We start from the raw sequence: 15,575 nt of genomic DNA, 5'->3' as shown, positions 1-15,575 counted from the left end.
CCGAGTGTTTCCGCATGTGCGAAATGAACCTGGTTCAGCGCGGGTGCCGGCGGGCGAGCGCGATGCCGGCGAGGTTCTTCGATCGGCCGACATGGCGGACGTGGACGCGCGCGAAGCCCGCGGTCGCCGCGCGATAGGCGGCGAGGTGCGGCTGCAATTGCGGGCTGCGACAGCGCCAACGGCCCAGCGCCTGTTCGACGATCGTGCGCGCATCGCCGACGAACACCGCATCCGCGGCCCCCGCCGCCACCGCGATCTCGACCGCATAGAGCAACGCCAGCCATTCCGCGGTGCAATTGTCGCCGGGACCGAGATCGTCACGGATATAGGTGCGCCCGCCGCTCACCACCGCAATCTCCATCCGGTCGGGATTGGGCCGCGATCCCCCATCGAAGTACAGCGTCATGCGGTCCATCGGCCTCTCCTCGCCCGACGCCTTTGCAAAGACAAGCGTCAGGCCGCCGCCCGTGCCGCCGATCGCAGCGCCGCCGTGACCGCGGGCGCGACCGCGTCGACGACGAGATCGATCGCGCGGGCATTGGGGTGGATACGATCCGCCAGCGTCATCGCGGGATGGCCGAGCACCCCGGCGGGAAAGAAGGCGCAGGTCGCCGCACCATGCTGCCGCGCCGCCGCGGCATGGATGCCGGCATAGCCCCGCGTCCGCTCGGCGAACAGCGCGGGCGGCTCGATCGTCGTCATCAACACGGCGATGCCACAACGGGCGAACTCGATCAGCATCGCATCGAGATTGGCGCGCAGCCGCGCAGGCGCGATGCCCCGCAGCACGTCGTTGGCGCCGATCTGCACGACGGCAAGATCGGGCCGGCGCGACAGGCCGGCGAGCGTCCGCGGCAGCCGCGTGAGCGCATCCTGCGACGTGTCGCCCGACCGCCCCGCCGCGATCACCGCCGCATCGGGCCAGTCGCTGCGCAGCGCCCGTTCGAGCCGGGCGGGAAAGGCGTCGGCGGCGGCAAGGCCGTAACCGGCGATCAGGCTGTCGCCATAAGCCAGCAGCAGGGGATCGGCAGTGGCCGGCGAACGCGTCATCGATTGTCCTCGGAAGTCGCGCGCAATGTAGGGCGAGCCGACGATCTTTTCACCATGCACCAAGGACTTGCGACGCCCGGCGGGCTGGTGCGTTGGACCTCGATGCGCGATGCCGACCCTCCCACGACCCCCGATGGCCGCTATATCGTGGTGCGCGGACGCCTGTGGCGCCGCACCAATCCCGCGCTCGGCGAGGATCGTCGCGCGGCACTGGTCCACGATCTGATGCAGGCCCGCCGCGACGTCGGCACCGCGTTGCGCGCCGGGGATGCCGCCGGCGAGCGCGACGCCCGCCGCCGTGTCGACGCCGCCAAACAGGCGCTCGGCGAGCGCGGCCCGGTGTGGTGGGACGATGGCGCGCCCGATCTCAACCGCCACATGGCGGCGAACACGCCCTATGCCGCCTGGTTCGAGGCCCTGCCGTGAGCGAAACCCGGCCGACGCGACCGTGGCTGCCGCGGCGCGTCCTCATCACCCGCTCGGCGCTGGCATGGGAGCACGGCCAGGCCATCGCGGCGCGTGCGGAGGCGCTGGGTATTCCGGTCGAGCGGCTCGCCTCCGACCGGCTGGCGCTCGGCCTGCCCGACGATGCCGCCGCCGCTTATGCCGCCGCCAAGAAGACGCTGGCGGTGGTCGTCGCGCCGCCGGGCAAGCTGCGTCTGCAACCGATCGCGCCCTCCGCCGACTGGCGCGTCGACCTCGCCGAGGGCTGCCCGGCGCATTGCAGCTATTGCTATCTCGCGGGTTCGCTGAAGGGGCCGCCGATCACCCGCGCCTATGCCAATCTGCCCGCGATCGTCGCCGCGCTGCCGCACTATCTCGGCGAGGGCACGGTCACCTCGCGCTCCGCAGCGCGCGCCGACGAAGGGACGACCTATGAAGCGAGCTGCTACACCGATCCGCTCGCGCTCGAACATCTCACCGGATCGCTGTCGGCGCTGATCGCGGCGTTCGGGGCGTGGCAGGCGCCGGTGCAATTGCGCTTCACCACCAAGTTCGACGCGGTCGAGCCGTTGCTCGGCCTCGATCATCAGGGCCGGACGCGGATGCGCGCCTCGATCAACCCGGCGCGCTTCGCGCGGTTCGAGGGCGGGACGAGCCCGGTGGCGGCGCGGCTCGCCGCGCTCGCGCGGATGGGCCACGCCGGCTATCCGATCGGCCTGACGATCGCACCGATCATCGCCGCCGAGGGCTGGGAGGCGGCCTATGGCGAGTTGATCGCCCAGGCCGGCGCCGCACTCGCCGACGTCACGACGGACTGCACGATCGAGCTGATCACGCATCGCTACACGCCGGGGTCGAAGGCGGTGCTCGACAGCTGGTATCCGTCCTCGAAGCTCGACATGGGCGCGGAGAATCGCGTTGAGAAACGAACCAAATTTGGCTCGCTCAAATACGTCTACGACGCTGCAACGATGGGAACGCTGAAGCGCTTCTTCGCGGCGGAGGTAGCCCGGCACCTGCCGCAAGCCCGCATCCTCTACTGGACCTAAGTCCTCCCCCGCCAGGGGAAGGAAGATGAATCACACCTCCCGCAGCGCCCGTGCCGGCCGCACGCTTAAAATCGGCCACGCGCCCGCCAGTCCGATGCCGAGCGTCACCCCCAGCCCCACCAGCAGCGTCACGCCCACCGCGACCGGATCGGGCGCCCAGGCGAAGTCGAACATCCGCACCACGACATACCACGCCCCGCCCAACCCGAGCGCCAGCGCCACCAGCGTCACCACCGCGCCGAGCAGCAGATATTCGAGCGCCTGCGCCGCCAGCAACTGGCCGCGCGTCGCTCCCAGCGTGCGCAGGATCACCGCGTCATAGGTGCGCGCCTCGCGCGCCGCGGCGATCGCGCCGATCAGCACCGCGATCCCCGCCGCCACCGCCACGCCAGCCGCCGCCGCGATCGCCGCCGCGACCTGCCCGACGAGATCGCGCACCTGCGCCAGCACGCCGCGCACCTCGATCACCGACACCGACGGGAAGGGCGCGAGCAGCGCGCGCGTCACCCGCCCCTCGCGCCCCCGCGGCAGGTCGATCGTCGCCGCCAGATTGTGCGGCGCGTCCGCCAGCGTGTCGGGCGAGAAGACCAGCACGAAGTTGAACCCAAGAGTATCCCATTGGATCTGCCGGAACGACGCGACCCGCGCGGTGCGCTCGACGCCGAGCAGGCTGACCGTCAGCGGATCGCCGAGCTTGAGGTCGAGCGCCTTGGCGAGCCGCTCGTCGACCGAAACCAGCGGCGGCCCGGCATAGTCCTTCGGCCACCAGCGGCCGGCGGCGAGCGTGCTCCCCTCGGGCAGCGTCGCGGCATAGGTCAGGCCGCGCTCGCCGCGCAGCGCCCAGGCGCCCTCGGGCAAGGTCTTGAGATCGGCGACGCGGATGTCGCGATAGCCGGTGATCGTGCCGCGCAGGATCGGCACCGTCTTGACCACCGCCACCGGCACCGCGGCGGTGACGATGCGGCGGAACTCGGCCTCGCGCGGCCGCGGCACGTCGAGCGCGAACAGCGCCGGCGCGCGCGCCGGCACGGTGGTGGCGATATTGGCGTCGATGCTGGTGCGGATCGCGGCGAGCAGCACGAACAGCGTCAGCCCGAGCCCCAGCGCCACCACCAACGCCTCCGTCCGCGCCCCCGGCCGGTGCAGCGCGGCGATGGCGAGCCGCAGCAGCGGCCGTCGCGATCGCGGCAGCCGCCCCGCCGCGGCCCGCACCAGCCGCCCGAGTCCGGCGAGCAGCAGCAGCGCCCCCGCCACCGCGGCGAGGAAGCCCGCCGCCATCGCCGGTTGCGCCGAGGTGGCGATCGCCAGCGCGACCGCCGCACCGCCGGCGAGCAAAGCGATCCCCCGCCCCCGCCACGACGCCGCGCGCATCGGCGCGAGCGCGCCGCGCAGCAGCCCCGCCGCCGGCGTCGCCCCCGCCGCGGCGAGCGGCGGCGCGGCGAAGGCGATCGCGATCAGCACGCCATAGGCCGCCGCGCGCAGCAACGGCCACGGCTCCAGCGTCAGGTCCGGCACGACCGGCAGCGCGCCGGCGAGCGCCTTGCCGAGCAGCGGCACCGCGGCGACGCCGATCGCCAGCCCCCCGGCGATCCCCACCAGCGCCGCCGCACCGATCTCGATCGCATAGAGGCGGGCGACGTCGACCGTGGTCGCGCCGAGCACCTTGAGCGTCGCGATGCCGCCGCGCCGTCCGGCGAGGAACGAGGCGACGCCGTTGCCGACGCCGATCCCGGCGATCGCCAGCGCGGCGAGCCCGACCAGCGTCAGGAACTCGCCCATCCGGTCGACGAAGCGCGACGCCCCCGGCGAGGCGCGCTCGCGCGTCTTGCTCTCCCAGCCGGCGGTGGCGAAACGCGCCTCGAACGCTTTGGCGATTCGCGCGGGATCGCTGCCGGCGGGCAAGCGCAGGCGATAGCGCGTCTCGTAGAGGCTGCCCGGCTGGACCAATTGCGTCGCCGGCAGCGTCGCCAGCGCGATGATCGCCACCGGCCCGAGCGTGAACCCCTCGCCGAGCCGGTCGGGCTCGTCGGCGATGATCCCGCCGACGGTCAGCCGCGCCGCCCCCACCATGAAGCGCGCACCGGGCCGCAACCGCAGCCGCTCGGAGAGCGCCGGCGCGATCCACGCCTGCCCCGGCGGCGGCGCCCCGACCCGCCGCCCGCCCGTCAGCGTCACCCGGCCGTAGAGCGGATAGGCGGCATCGACCGCCTTCAACTGGATTGGCGCCGCGCTGCCGCCGGCGACCGCATTGGCCTGCATCCGCACCGTCTGAGAGACGGCGCCGGCGCGCGTCATCGCCGCACGCTCGGCATCGCCTGCCGATCGCTGTGACACCGCGAATTCGACGTCGCCGCCGAGGATCACCGCGCCCCGCGCCGCCAGTTCGCGTCCCACTGCATCGGCGAGCCCGCCGATCGCCGCCAGCGCCGCGACGCCGAGCAACAGGCAGACGACGAGCAGCCGCAGCCCGCGGAAACGCCAGTCGAGCTCGCGCCGCGCCAGCCGCCACGCCGAAGCCCAGCCGCTCAAACGATCCGCCCGTCGGCGAGCGTCACCACCCGGTCGCAGCGTTCGGCGAGGCTGCGGTCGTGGGTGATGACGACCAGCGTCGCGCCGATCGCCGCGCGGCGCGCGAACAGCAGGTCCATGATCGCGCCGCCGGTCGCGGTGTCGAGATTGCCGGTCGGCTCGTCGGCGAAGACCAGCGGCGGCCGCGGCCCGAGCGCCCGTGCGATCGCGACGCGCTGCTGCTCGCCGCCCGACAATTGCGAGGGATAGTGATCGAGCCGGTGACCGAGGCCGACCGCCGCCAGCTCCGCCGCGGCCCGCTCCCATGCGTCCGCCGCCCCGGCCAATTCCATCGGCACCGCGACATTCTCCTGCGCAGTCATCGTCGGCAGCAGGTGGAAGGCCTGCAGCACGATCCCGATCCGCCCGCGACGGGCACGCGCCAGCGCGTCCTCGTCGAGGCGGCCGAAGTCGAGCCCGTCGACCGTCACGCGTCCGCCGCTCGCCCGCTCCAGCCCGGCTAGCACCGCCATCAGCGACGATTTGCCCGACCCCGAGGTACCGAGCAGCGCGACGCTCTCGCCGCGCCCGACGGAGAGGTCGATGCCGCGCAGGATCGCGGTTTCGCCGAGCGTCAGCGTGACATCGCGCGCGTCGATCACCATAGCGGGTTCGGTCATATCGGGAGGACAAGGCCTTGAAAGGGCTGATGATACGCTATGCGGCAGCGGCCGCGCTCGGCCAAGCCCTGATGCTCGCCGGCTGCGACCGGCCGGCGCCCGCGCCGACCGCGACGCCCGTTGTGACGGCAAGTGCGACGGCGCCGCGCCCTGCCGGCCCCGAACGGCTGGTGCTGGCCTTCGGCGACAGCCTCTATGCCGGTTACGGCCTCGACCGTGGCCAGAGCCTGCCCGACGCGGTGCAGGCTCGGCTGCGTCGCGACGGGATCAACGCGACGATCGTCAACGCCGGCGTCTCGGGCGACACCACCGCGGCGGGCCGGCAGCGGCTCGGCTTCGTGCTCGACAACCTGCGGCGCAAGCCCGATCTGGTGCTGCTCGGCCTCGGGGGCAACGACGTGCTGCGCCAGCTCCCCGCCGCCGAGACTCGCGCCAACATGGCCGCGATGCTCGACGAATTGCACAAGCGCAGCCTGCCGGTGGTGCTCACCGGTATGAAGGCACCGCCCAATCTCGGCGCGGCGTACGTCACCGCCTTCGACCGCATCTGGCCCGATCTGGCGAAGCGCGACCAGGCCGGCCTCTACCCCTTCGTCCTCGACGGCGTGATCGGCGATCCGCAGCTGATGCAGGCCGACCGCGTCCACCCCAATGCGACCGGCGTCGCGCGCATCGCCGACCGCCTCACCCCGCTGGTCGCCGCCGGACTCAAACCCGCCGGCTGACGGAACGCACGCGACGCTGCCGCGCTATAGCGTGAGGAGACCGGTACAGCCTGAGCCGTTCGCCCTGAGCCTGTCGAAGCCTGTCCTGAGCGACGCCGTAGGCGGCGTCGAAGGGGGCAGGTGAGTCCCACGGTGCTTCGACAAGCTCAGCATCAACGGATTTCAGGTTACCTTGCCGTATTTCATTTACGACCCAAAAGGACCCGACATGGCCGACAGCCGCACCGCAACCTTGTACCGCATGGTCCTGCCCGACCACATCTGCCCGTTCGGCGTCCGCGCCAAGCAGATCCTGCAATCCGAAGGCTTCGAGGTCGACGACCAGATCCTCCGTTCGCGCGAGGAGGTCGAGGCGTTCAAGGCCGAGCATGGCGTCGCCACCACGCCGCTGGTGTTCATCGACGGCGAACAGATCGGCGGCAGCGACGATCTCGAACGCTATCTGGCGCAGGTCGACTGAGCCGCATCCGTGCTCCTGCGCAAGCAGGAGCCCAGGGTTCTGGACACTACCGTCGTTCTGTTTGGCCCTGGGTTCCTGCCTCCGCAGGAACACTGAGGATCGATGCAACCTACGTCTGCAATAGCCAAACGTATCGATCGCCGCGGCCCGAAACACCATCCACAACTTTCGCATTGCCCGGTGAGGAACGTCGTCGCCGACCGGCCGTTCGGCAGCACTCCCCAAAGCGAAAGACACCATAGGTCTATGCCGGCCAAAGCCAGCCCTCCCGCCGACGCGCCCCTGCTGGCTCCCGAACCGCCCGTCGCCGATCCGCTCGGCATCGCCGAAACCGCCGCCGCGCTCGCCGAACGCCTTGCCACCGACGACCTCCTCTATGCCGTCGCCGACGAACCACGTGGCGTCGCGCTCAGTCATGCGCTCGCACTCGTGATGCCCGACGCCGAAGTGCTGTTCTGCCCGGGCAGCGATGCCTTGCCCGGCGACGCCGCTCCCGCCTCGCCCGGCAACGTCGGCCAGCGCGTCTCGGCGCTGCGCCGCATCCGGCTGCTGCTCGACGCGGCCGAGCGACCGCGCATCGCCTGCATCACCACCGGCGAGGCGCTTGCCCGCGCCTATCCGGCGCCGCAATCCTTCGCCGCCGCGCCGCCGCGCGTCGATGCCGGCGCGCCGATCGATCTCGAGGCGCTGTTCGCCAGCCTGACCGAGATCGGCTACACCCCGGACGAGACCGTCGACGAGCCCGGCGAGATCGCGTTGCGCGGCCAGGTACTCGACGTCTTCCCCGCCGATGCCGGCCTGCCGCTGCGCGTCGAGGCCGGCGACGGCCGCGTCGTCAGCCTGCGCTGCTTCGACCCCGGCGACCAGCGCACCACCGGCGATATCGACACGCGCGAACTCGGCCGCGTCGCTGAACCGCCGCTCGCCGACGAGGGCGTGCCGCTCTGCGATCATGTGCCCGACGCGCGCATCGGCATCGAGCCTGCCGCCGACGCACGCCGCGCACGCTTTCTCGCGCTCGCCGCCGACGCCGCCAATCGCCGCCCCACCCGCGCGATCGCCGACACGCTCGGCGACGCCCGCTGGCGCAAGGCGGTCGCCGACCGCGCGATGCCGCCGCTGGAGCGGGCCGGCGACCCGCCGCCGCGCTTCGTCGAGAGCAAGGCGCCGATGCGTGCCTTCGCCAAGGCGGCGCGCGCCGCGATCGACGCCGGCGACCGACTCGCGATCCTCGGCGGCCCGCGCGATCTGCGCTTCCTGCAACGCCGCATCGCCAAGACGCTCAAGCTCCCGGTCGAAGAGACTGCGTCATGGCCGGCGATCGTCGCCGCCGCGCCGGGCAGCATCCACCTGCTGCCGCTCGCCGCCGATCGCGGCTTCCATCGTGACGGCGTGCTCGCCATCGCCGCCGCCGACCTGCTCGGCAGCCGTGCCGAACGCGACGATCCCTCCACGCCCGTCGCCGACACCGGCCTGTTCGATTATGGCGAGATCCGCCTCGGCGATGTCGTCGTGCACGAGGATCACGGCCTCGCCGTGGTCAGCGGCCTGCAATCCTTGCCCGACGAGGCCGGCGACGCGATCGCGCTGACCTATGCCGACGACGGCGTTCGTCTCGTCCCCGTCGCCGAGGCCGACCGCATCTGGCGCTACGGCGCCGATGCCGAGGCGGTGACGCTCGACAAGCTGGACGGCGCGAGCTGGCTCAAGCGGCGCGGCGCGATCGACGCCGCCATCGCCGAGAGCGCGCGCGGCCTCACCGCGCTCGCCACCGAGCGCGACCGCCGCGCCGCGCCCAGGCTCGTCCCCGACATCGCCGCCTACGAACGCTTCGCAGCGGGCTTCGCTTTCTCCGAAACGCCCGATCAGGCGCGCGCCATCGCCGCGGTCCGCGACGACCTCGCCTCGGGCAAGCCGATGGACCGGCTGGTCATCGGCGACGTCGGCTATGGCAAGACCGAGGTCGCGCTGCGCGCCGCCGCGATCGCGGCGCTCGCCGGCCATCAGGTCGCGATCGCCGCGCCGACCACCGTGCTCGCGCGCCAGCATCTCGAAAGCTTCGTTGCGCGGTTCGAGGGCACCGGCATCGTCGTCGCCGGCCTGTCCCGCCTCACCGCCGCCGCCGACCGCAAGCGGATCAAGGCGGGGCTCGCCGACGGATCGGTGCACGTCGTCGTCGGCACCGGCGCGGTCGCCGCCAAGGGCATCGCCTACAAGGACCTCGCGCTCGTCATCATCGACGAGGAACAAAGATTCGGCGCCGCCGACAAGACGCGGCTGCGCGATCTTGGCGCCGGCCACGTGCTGACGCTCAGCGCCACGCCGATCCCGCGCACGCTCCAGACCGCGCTGATCGGGCTCCAGCAACTCTCGGTCATCGCCACCCCGCCGGCGCGGCGCCAGCCGATCCGCACCGTCGTCGGCGCGTTCGACGCGACCGTGGTACGCACCGCATTGCTGCGCGAGCGCACCCGCGGCGGCCAGAGCTTCGTCGTCGTGCCACGGATTGAGGACATGGCACCGCTCGCCGGGAAGCTCGCCAAGTCGGTGCCCGAGCTCGAGATCGTCCAGGCGCACGGCAAGATGCCCGCCGCCGAGATCGACGAGGCGATGGTGCGTTTCGCCGGCGGTGACGGCGACGTGCTGCTCGCCACCAACATCATCGAGGCGGGACTGGACGTCCCGCGCGCCAATACGATGGTGATCTGGCGCGCCGACCGCTTCGGCCTGTCGCAGCTCCACCAGTTGCGCGGCCGCGTCGGTCGCGGCATCCGCCGCGGTCAGGTACTGCTGCTCACCGATCCCGAGGCGACGATCGCGCCGCGCACGCTCAAACGGCTCAAGACGCTGGAGGCGTTCGACCGGCTCGGCGCCGGCTTCGCGATCAGCGCGCGGGATCTCGACATGCGCGGCGCCGGCGATCTGCTCGGCGAGACGCAGGCGGGGCATATGAAGCTGATCGGCATCGATTTGTACCAGCATCTGCTCGAAAGCGCGCTGCGCACCGCCCGCGGCGAGACGGTGGAGCGCTGGAGTCCCGAACTGCACCTCGGCATCGACGGCTGTCTGCCCGACGACTGGATGCCGGAGGCGGAGCTGCGCGTCACCACCTACGCCCGGCTCGCGCGGATCGAGGAAGCCGACGGTCTCGACGCGCTGACCGACGAATTGGAGGATCGTTTCGGCGACCTCCCCGAGACGGTGCGGCTTTTGTTCGCCGTCGCCCGTATCCGCGTCGCCGCGCGCGCGGCGGACATCCAGCGGATCGACGCCGGACCCGGCGCGATCGCGCTGACCCCGCGCAAGCCGATCGCCCCGCCAACGGGCTTCACGGAGAAGAACGGCCGCCTGATCCTTTCCGAGCGGATCGAAGACGCCCACGCCCGGCTCGAGCGGATCGAGACGCTGCTGGAGGAATGGGGCTGACCCGCGGGCCTTCAGCGAGAGGCAGCACGCCGGTGGATCAGCACCGTGCTCCTGCGAACGCAGGAGCCCAGGGCCAAGCAAAACAACGTCGCTTGGCATTCGGGACTCCTGGGCTCCTGCTTTCGCAGGAGCACTGGGGACCTTTCGCAGCGATCTCAGGTGGCTCGGGCTTCATCCAATAGGGCCTCCCTCGCACGTAGTGAGATAGGCTTGCCCCACCACGCCCTGCACGCCTAACCCCACCGCAATGCCCCTTCCCCCCGCCTTCTTCGACCGCGACGTGGCGACCGTCGCCCGCGATCTCATCGGCGCGACCTTGCTGGTCGATGGCGTCGGCGGCACGATCGTCGAGACCGAGGCCTATGATGCCGACGACCCCGCCTCGCACAGCGCGAACGGGCCGACGGCGCGCAATGCGGCGATGTTCGGCCCCGCCGGCCACGCCTATGTCTACCGCAGCTACGGCATCCACTGGTGCCTCAATGTCGTCTGCCACCCGGGCAGCGCGGTGCTGCTCCGCGCGCTCGAACCGACCGACGGCATCGCGACGATGATCGCCCGCCGCGGCCTCGCCGATCCGCGCCTGCTCTGCGCCGGACCGGGGCGGCTCTGTCAGGCGCTCGGCGTCGACAAGGCGCTCGACGGCGCGGCGCTCGACCTGCCGCCGTTCGCGCTGGCCGCCGCCGGCGCCGCCGTCCCTACCCATGCCGGCACCCGCATCGGCATCACCCGCGCCGTCGAGACGCGATGGCGCTTCTGCGCGATCGGCTCGCGCTTTCTCAGCAAGCCGGCGCGCTGATCCCGAGCTTCGGCGCCGGAAGCCAGATGTTGGCGCGCCACGCGGCCCAAAGAGCCCCGAAAACGCCCGCCGCCCTCCTATGAGGTGTTTGGCATGCATAATGCACTGCTACGGGTACAGCCACATCGGGCTGTGTCCCTGGGAGGAACATCATGCTCATCACCACCATCGCCGCCGCGCTCCTGTCGACCACCGCCGCGCCGCAGCCCGCCTCGACACCCACCGCATCGGCCACCCCCGTCGCGACCGCGGCAGCGGCTGCCGCCGCGACGATGGCGCGCCCGGACTATAATCCGCGCGTCTGCCTGGTCGACGACGTCACCGGCTCGCACATCCGCCGCCGCGAGTGCAAATCGCTCAGCCAGTGGCGCGGCGCCGGCATCGACCCGCTCGCCAAGCGCTGACCCGTGCAGGCGCGCCGGCCCGACCGCCGGCGCGCCGCCCGCGTTTTCGCGCGGGAGCTTCCATGCCGCACCTGCGTTTGGCGCAGCGACGATCATCATGGGGGTTTCCAACACGTGCATGCCTTGCCCGACCGGCTCGATCCGGGCTCGCCCTATCCGCTGGGCGCTACGTTCGATGGCCTCGGCGTCAATTTCGCGGTCTTCAGCGCCAATGCCGACCGTATCGAACTCTGCGTCTTCGATCCCTCCGGCAAGCGCGAGCTGCAGCGGATCACGCTGCCCGAATGTACCGACGAGGTGTTCCACGGCTATCTGCCCGATGCCGCGCCCGGCCTGATCTACGGCTATCGCGCGCACGGCCGCTACGAGCCCGAGAACGGCCATCGCTTCAATCCCAACAAATTGCTGCTCGATCCCTATGCGCGGCGGCTGCACGGCCAGATCAAATGGACCGATGCGCTGCACGGCTACAAGGTCGGCCATGCGCGCGAGGACCTGAGCTTCGACAAGCGCGACAGCGCGCCGGCGATGCCCAAGGCAGTGGTGGTCGACGACCATTGGGATTGGTCGCGCGACACCAAGCCCAACACGCCCTGGTCCGAAACCGTGATCTACGAGGCGCACGTGAAGGGCCTGACCAAGCTGATGGAGCTGGTCCCGCCGCGCGAACGCGGGACCTATGCCGCGCTCGGCCATCCCGCGGTGATCGCGCATCTCAAGCGGATCGGCGTCACCGCGCTCGAGCTGCTGCCGATCCACAGCTTCACGCAGGACCGCTTCCTGCAGGAAAAGGGCCTGAAGAACTATTGGGGCTATAACACGCTCGGCTTCTTCGCGCCCGAACAGGCCTATATGTCGACCGACAGCCAGGACGAGCTGCGCCGCGCCGTCCACCGCCTGCACAAGGCGGGGATCGAGGTGATCCTCGACGTCGTCTACAACCACACCTGCGAAGGCTCGGAGAAAGGCCCGACGCTGTCGTGGCGCGGGCTCGACAATGCGAGCTATTACCGGCTGGTCAAGGATCAGCCGCGCTATTCGATCAACGACACCGGCACCGGCAACACGCTCAACCTCAGCAAGGCGCGCGTCATCCAGATGGTGACCGATTCGCTGCGCTACTGGGCGACGAGCTTCGGCATCGACGGTTTCCGCTTCGATCTCGGCCTGACGCTCGGCCGCGAGGACGACGGCTTCGACCCCGGCGCCGCCTTCTTCGACGTGGTGCGGCAGGACCCGGTGCTCGGTCGCCTCAAGCTGATGGCGGAGCCGTGGGACGTCGGCCCCGGCGGCTACCAGCTCGGCAATTTCCCGCCCGGCTTCGCCGAGTGGAACGACAAATATCGCGACACCGTCCGCCAGTTCTGGCGCGGCGACGCCGGCCAGCGTGCCGATCTCGCCGCGCGGCTCGCGGGCTCGGGCGACCTGTTCGACCGCCGCTCGCGCCGGCCGTGGGCGAGCATCAACCTGCTGTCCGCGCACGACGGCTTCACCCTCGCCGACACGGTGATGTACGAGGAGCGCCACAACGAGGCAAATGGCGAGGACAATCGCGACGGCCACGACAACAACCATTCGCGCAACTGGGGCCACGAAGGCCCGACCGACGATCCCGCGATCAACGACGCGCGCGGCCGCGTCCAGCGGTCGATGCTGACGACGCTGCTCGCCTCGCTCGGCACGCCGATGCTCGTCGCCGGCGACGAATTCGGGCGGACGCAGCAGGGCAACAACAACGCCTATTGCCAGGACAACGAGATCAGTTGGCTCGACTGGCAGGCCGCGGCGAGCGAGGCCGGGCAGACGCAGATCGACTATGTCGCGCGGCTGGCCGACCTGCGCCGTCGCTATCCGGTGCTGCGCGCCGCGACCTTCCTCTACGGGCAGGATTCGCCCGGCCACGGCATCAACGACGTCGAATGGTGGGACGAGCGCGGCGAGCGGCTGAGCCCCGAGGATTGGCAGAACCCCGAGGGTCGCGCGCTGATGATGCGCCGCGCCAGCCGCAACGAGGCGGGCGAGGTCGAGGCGGTGTCGCTGCTCCTTAACGGCTCGGCCGATCCGGTGACCTTCCATCTGCCGCCGCCGCATGCCGGCCGCATCGTGCTGATCGACAGCGCCAAGCCCGAGCAGGGCGAGCTGGCGATCGAGGACAGCTACGAGGTGGCGCCGCAGGGCGCGGTGCTGGTCACCTGGACGCTGACCTTCGAGGAGGATGCGGCGTGAGCCGCCGCTGGGGCGCCGAACTGCTCGACGACGGGCGGACGCGCTTCGCGCTCTGGGCGCCGGCGCGCGACGCGGTGACGCTGGAGATCGACGGCGGCGCATCGCTCGCGATGACGGCGGAGGACGACGGCTGGTTCGTCGCCACCGCCGACGCCCCGGCCGGCACCCGCTACCGCTTTCGCCTCGACGATCTCGCGGTGCCCGATCCGGCGAGCCGCGCACAATCGGGCGGCGTCCACGGCTGGAGCCTCGTCATCGATCCCGCCTACGCCTGGACGGTCCCTGACTGGCGCGGCCGGCCGTGGGAGGACACGGTGCTGATCGAGCTGCACGCCGGCGTGCTCGGCGGCTTCCGCGGCGTCATGGACCAGATCCCGACGCTTGCCGCGCTCGGCATCACCGCGATCGAGCTGATGCCGGTCAACGCCTTCGGCGGTACGCGCAACTGGGGCTATGACGGCGTCCTGCCCTACGCCCCCGCCGAAGCCTGTGGCGCCCCCGCCGACCTCAAGGCGCTGGTCGACGAGGCGCATGCCTTCGGCCTCTCGGTCTTCCTCGACGTCGTCTACAATCACTTCGGCCCCGACGGGAATTACCTGTCGGCCTATGCCCCCGATTTCTTCGATGCCGATGTCCATACGCCCTGGGGCGGCGCGGTCGCGGTCGAGCGCGACGCGGTGCATCGCTTCTTCGTCGACAATGCGCTGATGTGGCTCGGCGACTATCGCATCGACGGGCTGCGCTTCGACGCGGTCCATGCGATCGACAACACCGACTTCCTCGACGCGATGGCGGCGGAGATCCGCGCGGCCTTCCCCGATCGCCACATCCACCTCGTCCTCGAAAACGAGCGCAACGACGCCGAGCGCCTTCACGACGGCGGCTATGACGCACAGTGGAACGACGATTTCCACAACGTCCTCCACGTGCTGCTCACCGGCGAGACCAGCGCCTATTACAGCGACTTCGCCGACACCCCGACCGAGCGGCTGGCGCGCTGCCTTGCCGAGGGGTTCATCTATCAGGGCGAACCCTCGGCCAATCACGACGGCACGCCGCGCGGTACGCCGAGCGCGCATCTCGCGCCGACGCGCTTCGTCGCCTTTCTCCAGAACCACGATCAAGTCGGCAATCGGGCGCTCGGCGAGCGGCTGACCGTGCTGGCCGATACCGCACGGCTACGCGCGGCGACCGCGCTGCTGCTGCTCGGTCCGCAGGTGCCATTGTTATTCATGGGCGACACCGAAGGCAGCGAGACGCCGTTCCTGTTCTTCACCGATTTCCACGACGACCTCGCCGACGCGGTGCGCGAGGGGCGGCGCAAGGAATTCGCCAAGTTCGACGCCTTCGCCGATCCGGCGGCGTGCGAGCGCATCCCCGATCCCAATGCGCCCGAGACGTTCGAACGCTCGCGCCCCGAGCCGGGACCCGATGCGCACGGCTGGCGGACGCTGATCCGCGACCTGATCGCGCTGCGCCGGACCGCGATCGTGCCGCATCTGGCGGGGGCGAAGGCGCTGGGGGCGCAGGCGACGGGCGAGGCGGCGGTCACCGCACGCTGGCGGCTCGGCGACGGCAGCGTGCTGACGATCGCGCTCGATCTCGCCTATCAGCCGGCGCTGCTGCCGGAGGGCGAGGGCGAGCTGGTTCACGCCGAGGGCGAACGCTTCCGCGCGTGGATCGCGAAATGATGGGCGCGCAGAGGCGCGGAGAACGCAGAGGGATCGGGGCCGGCGGAAGCCCTTTTTACGAAGATGATGTTCACGCGAAGACGCGAAGACGCGAAGGTGTCCCGCACGGGCGG

Annotated in this window: 13 protein-coding genes; 9 read left to right on the top strand and 4 right to left on the bottom strand. The window is 71.2% G+C overall.

Annotated elements, in window-relative coordinates:
* Nucleotides 1–34: 34 nt before the first annotated feature.
* Together AC07UH_RS05840 and AC07UH_RS05835 are read right to left on the bottom strand one after the other, a co-directional pair.
* Nucleotides 35–415, bottom strand: coding sequence for a reverse transcriptase-like protein (locus tag AC07UH_RS05840; RefSeq protein ID WP_495179034.1), 381 nt, complete (start codon nucleotides 413–415; stop codon nucleotides 35–37).
* 38 nt (nucleotides 416–453) lie between these two features.
* The gene (locus AC07UH_RS05835) at nucleotides 454–1,050 is read right to left on the bottom strand and encodes a GDSL-type esterase/lipase family protein (protein WP_495179035.1); all 597 of its coding nucleotides are present in this window, start codon (nucleotides 1,048–1,050) and stop codon (nucleotides 454–456) included.
* A 102-nt stretch (nucleotides 1,051–1,152) separates the two neighbouring features.
* On the opposite strand from AC07UH_RS05835, the gene AC07UH_RS05830 reads away from it, so the two are divergent.
* Together AC07UH_RS05830 and AC07UH_RS05825 are read left to right on the top strand one after the other, a co-directional pair.
* Nucleotides 1,153–1,476, top strand: a complete 324-nt coding sequence (locus AC07UH_RS05830) for a hypothetical protein (protein WP_495179781.1) — start codon at nucleotides 1,153–1,155, stop codon at nucleotides 1,474–1,476.
* Nucleotides 1,473–2,543, top strand: a complete 1,071-nt coding sequence (locus AC07UH_RS05825) for a spore photoproduct lyase family protein (protein ID WP_495179036.1) — start codon at nucleotides 1,473–1,475, stop codon at nucleotides 2,541–2,543. Before AC07UH_RS05830 ends, AC07UH_RS05825 begins: the two co-directional genes overlap by 4 nt.
* Before the next feature lie 30 nt (nucleotides 2,544–2,573).
* Here the strand turns inward: AC07UH_RS05825 and AC07UH_RS05820 are convergent, their stop codons facing one another.
* Together AC07UH_RS05820 and AC07UH_RS05815 are read right to left on the bottom strand one after the other, a co-directional pair.
* A complete protein-coding gene (locus AC07UH_RS05820) occupies nucleotides 2,574–5,072 on the bottom strand; it encodes an ABC transporter permease (RefSeq protein WP_495179037.1) in 2,499 nt (832 codons plus the stop codon).
* Nucleotides 5,069–5,731 carry an ABC transporter ATP-binding protein gene (locus AC07UH_RS05815; RefSeq protein WP_495179038.1) on the bottom strand — a complete coding sequence of 221 codons (663 nt, stop codon included), beginning with the start codon at nucleotides 5,729–5,731 and terminating at the stop codon, nucleotides 5,069–5,071. The genes AC07UH_RS05820 and AC07UH_RS05815 overlap by 4 nt, the downstream gene beginning before the upstream one ends.
* A gap of 29 nt (nucleotides 5,732–5,760) precedes the next feature.
* Here AC07UH_RS05815 and AC07UH_RS05810 point away from each other — a divergent pair, with 29 nt between their 5' ends.
* The 7 genes from AC07UH_RS05810 to treZ all read left to right on the top strand — a co-directional run bounded on the left by AC07UH_RS05810 (nucleotide 5,761) and on the right by treZ (nucleotide 15,462).
* On the top strand, nucleotides 5,761–6,456 hold the full coding sequence (locus tag AC07UH_RS05810; protein WP_495189917.1) for an arylesterase: 696 nt from the start codon (nucleotides 5,761–5,763) through the stop codon (nucleotides 6,454–6,456).
* A 208-nt stretch (nucleotides 6,457–6,664) separates the two neighbouring features.
* Nucleotides 6,665–6,916: a glutaredoxin domain-containing protein gene (locus AC07UH_RS05805; RefSeq protein ID WP_137898280.1), complete on the top strand. Its 252-nt coding sequence runs from the start codon at nucleotides 6,665–6,667 to the stop codon at nucleotides 6,914–6,916.
* Between the two features lie 246 nt (nucleotides 6,917–7,162).
* Complete coding sequence (locus AC07UH_RS05800) at nucleotides 7,163–10,342, top strand: helicase-related protein (RefSeq protein WP_495179040.1); 3,180 nt, start codon at nucleotides 7,163–7,165, stop codon at nucleotides 10,340–10,342.
* A gap of 247 nt (nucleotides 10,343–10,589) precedes the next feature.
* Nucleotides 10,590–11,141, top strand: coding sequence for a DNA-3-methyladenine glycosylase (locus tag AC07UH_RS05795; protein WP_495179041.1), 552 nt, complete (start codon nucleotides 10,590–10,592; stop codon nucleotides 11,139–11,141).
* A 152-nt stretch (nucleotides 11,142–11,293) separates the two neighbouring features.
* Nucleotides 11,294–11,545 carry a hypothetical protein gene (locus tag AC07UH_RS05790; RefSeq protein ID WP_495179042.1) on the top strand — a complete coding sequence of 84 codons (252 nt, stop codon included), beginning with the start codon at nucleotides 11,294–11,296 and terminating at the stop codon, nucleotides 11,543–11,545.
* A 114-nt stretch (nucleotides 11,546–11,659) separates the two neighbouring features.
* Nucleotides 11,660–13,771, top strand: a complete 2,112-nt coding sequence (glgX, locus tag AC07UH_RS05785) for a glycogen debranching protein GlgX (RefSeq protein ID WP_495179043.1) — start codon at nucleotides 11,660–11,662, stop codon at nucleotides 13,769–13,771.
* The gene (gene treZ / locus AC07UH_RS05780; protein WP_495179044.1) at nucleotides 13,768–15,462 is read left to right on the top strand and encodes a malto-oligosyltrehalose trehalohydrolase; all 1,695 of its coding nucleotides are present in this window, start codon (nucleotides 13,768–13,770) and stop codon (nucleotides 15,460–15,462) included. The genes glgX and treZ overlap by 4 nt, the downstream gene beginning before the upstream one ends.
* The last annotated feature ends 113 nt before the right edge of the window (nucleotides 15,463–15,575 follow it).

The sequence above is a fragment of the Sphingomonas sp. GW821-FHT04B01 genome (genome assembly GCF_059420425.1).
This window is presented reverse-complemented; position numbering and strand designations above follow the sequence as displayed.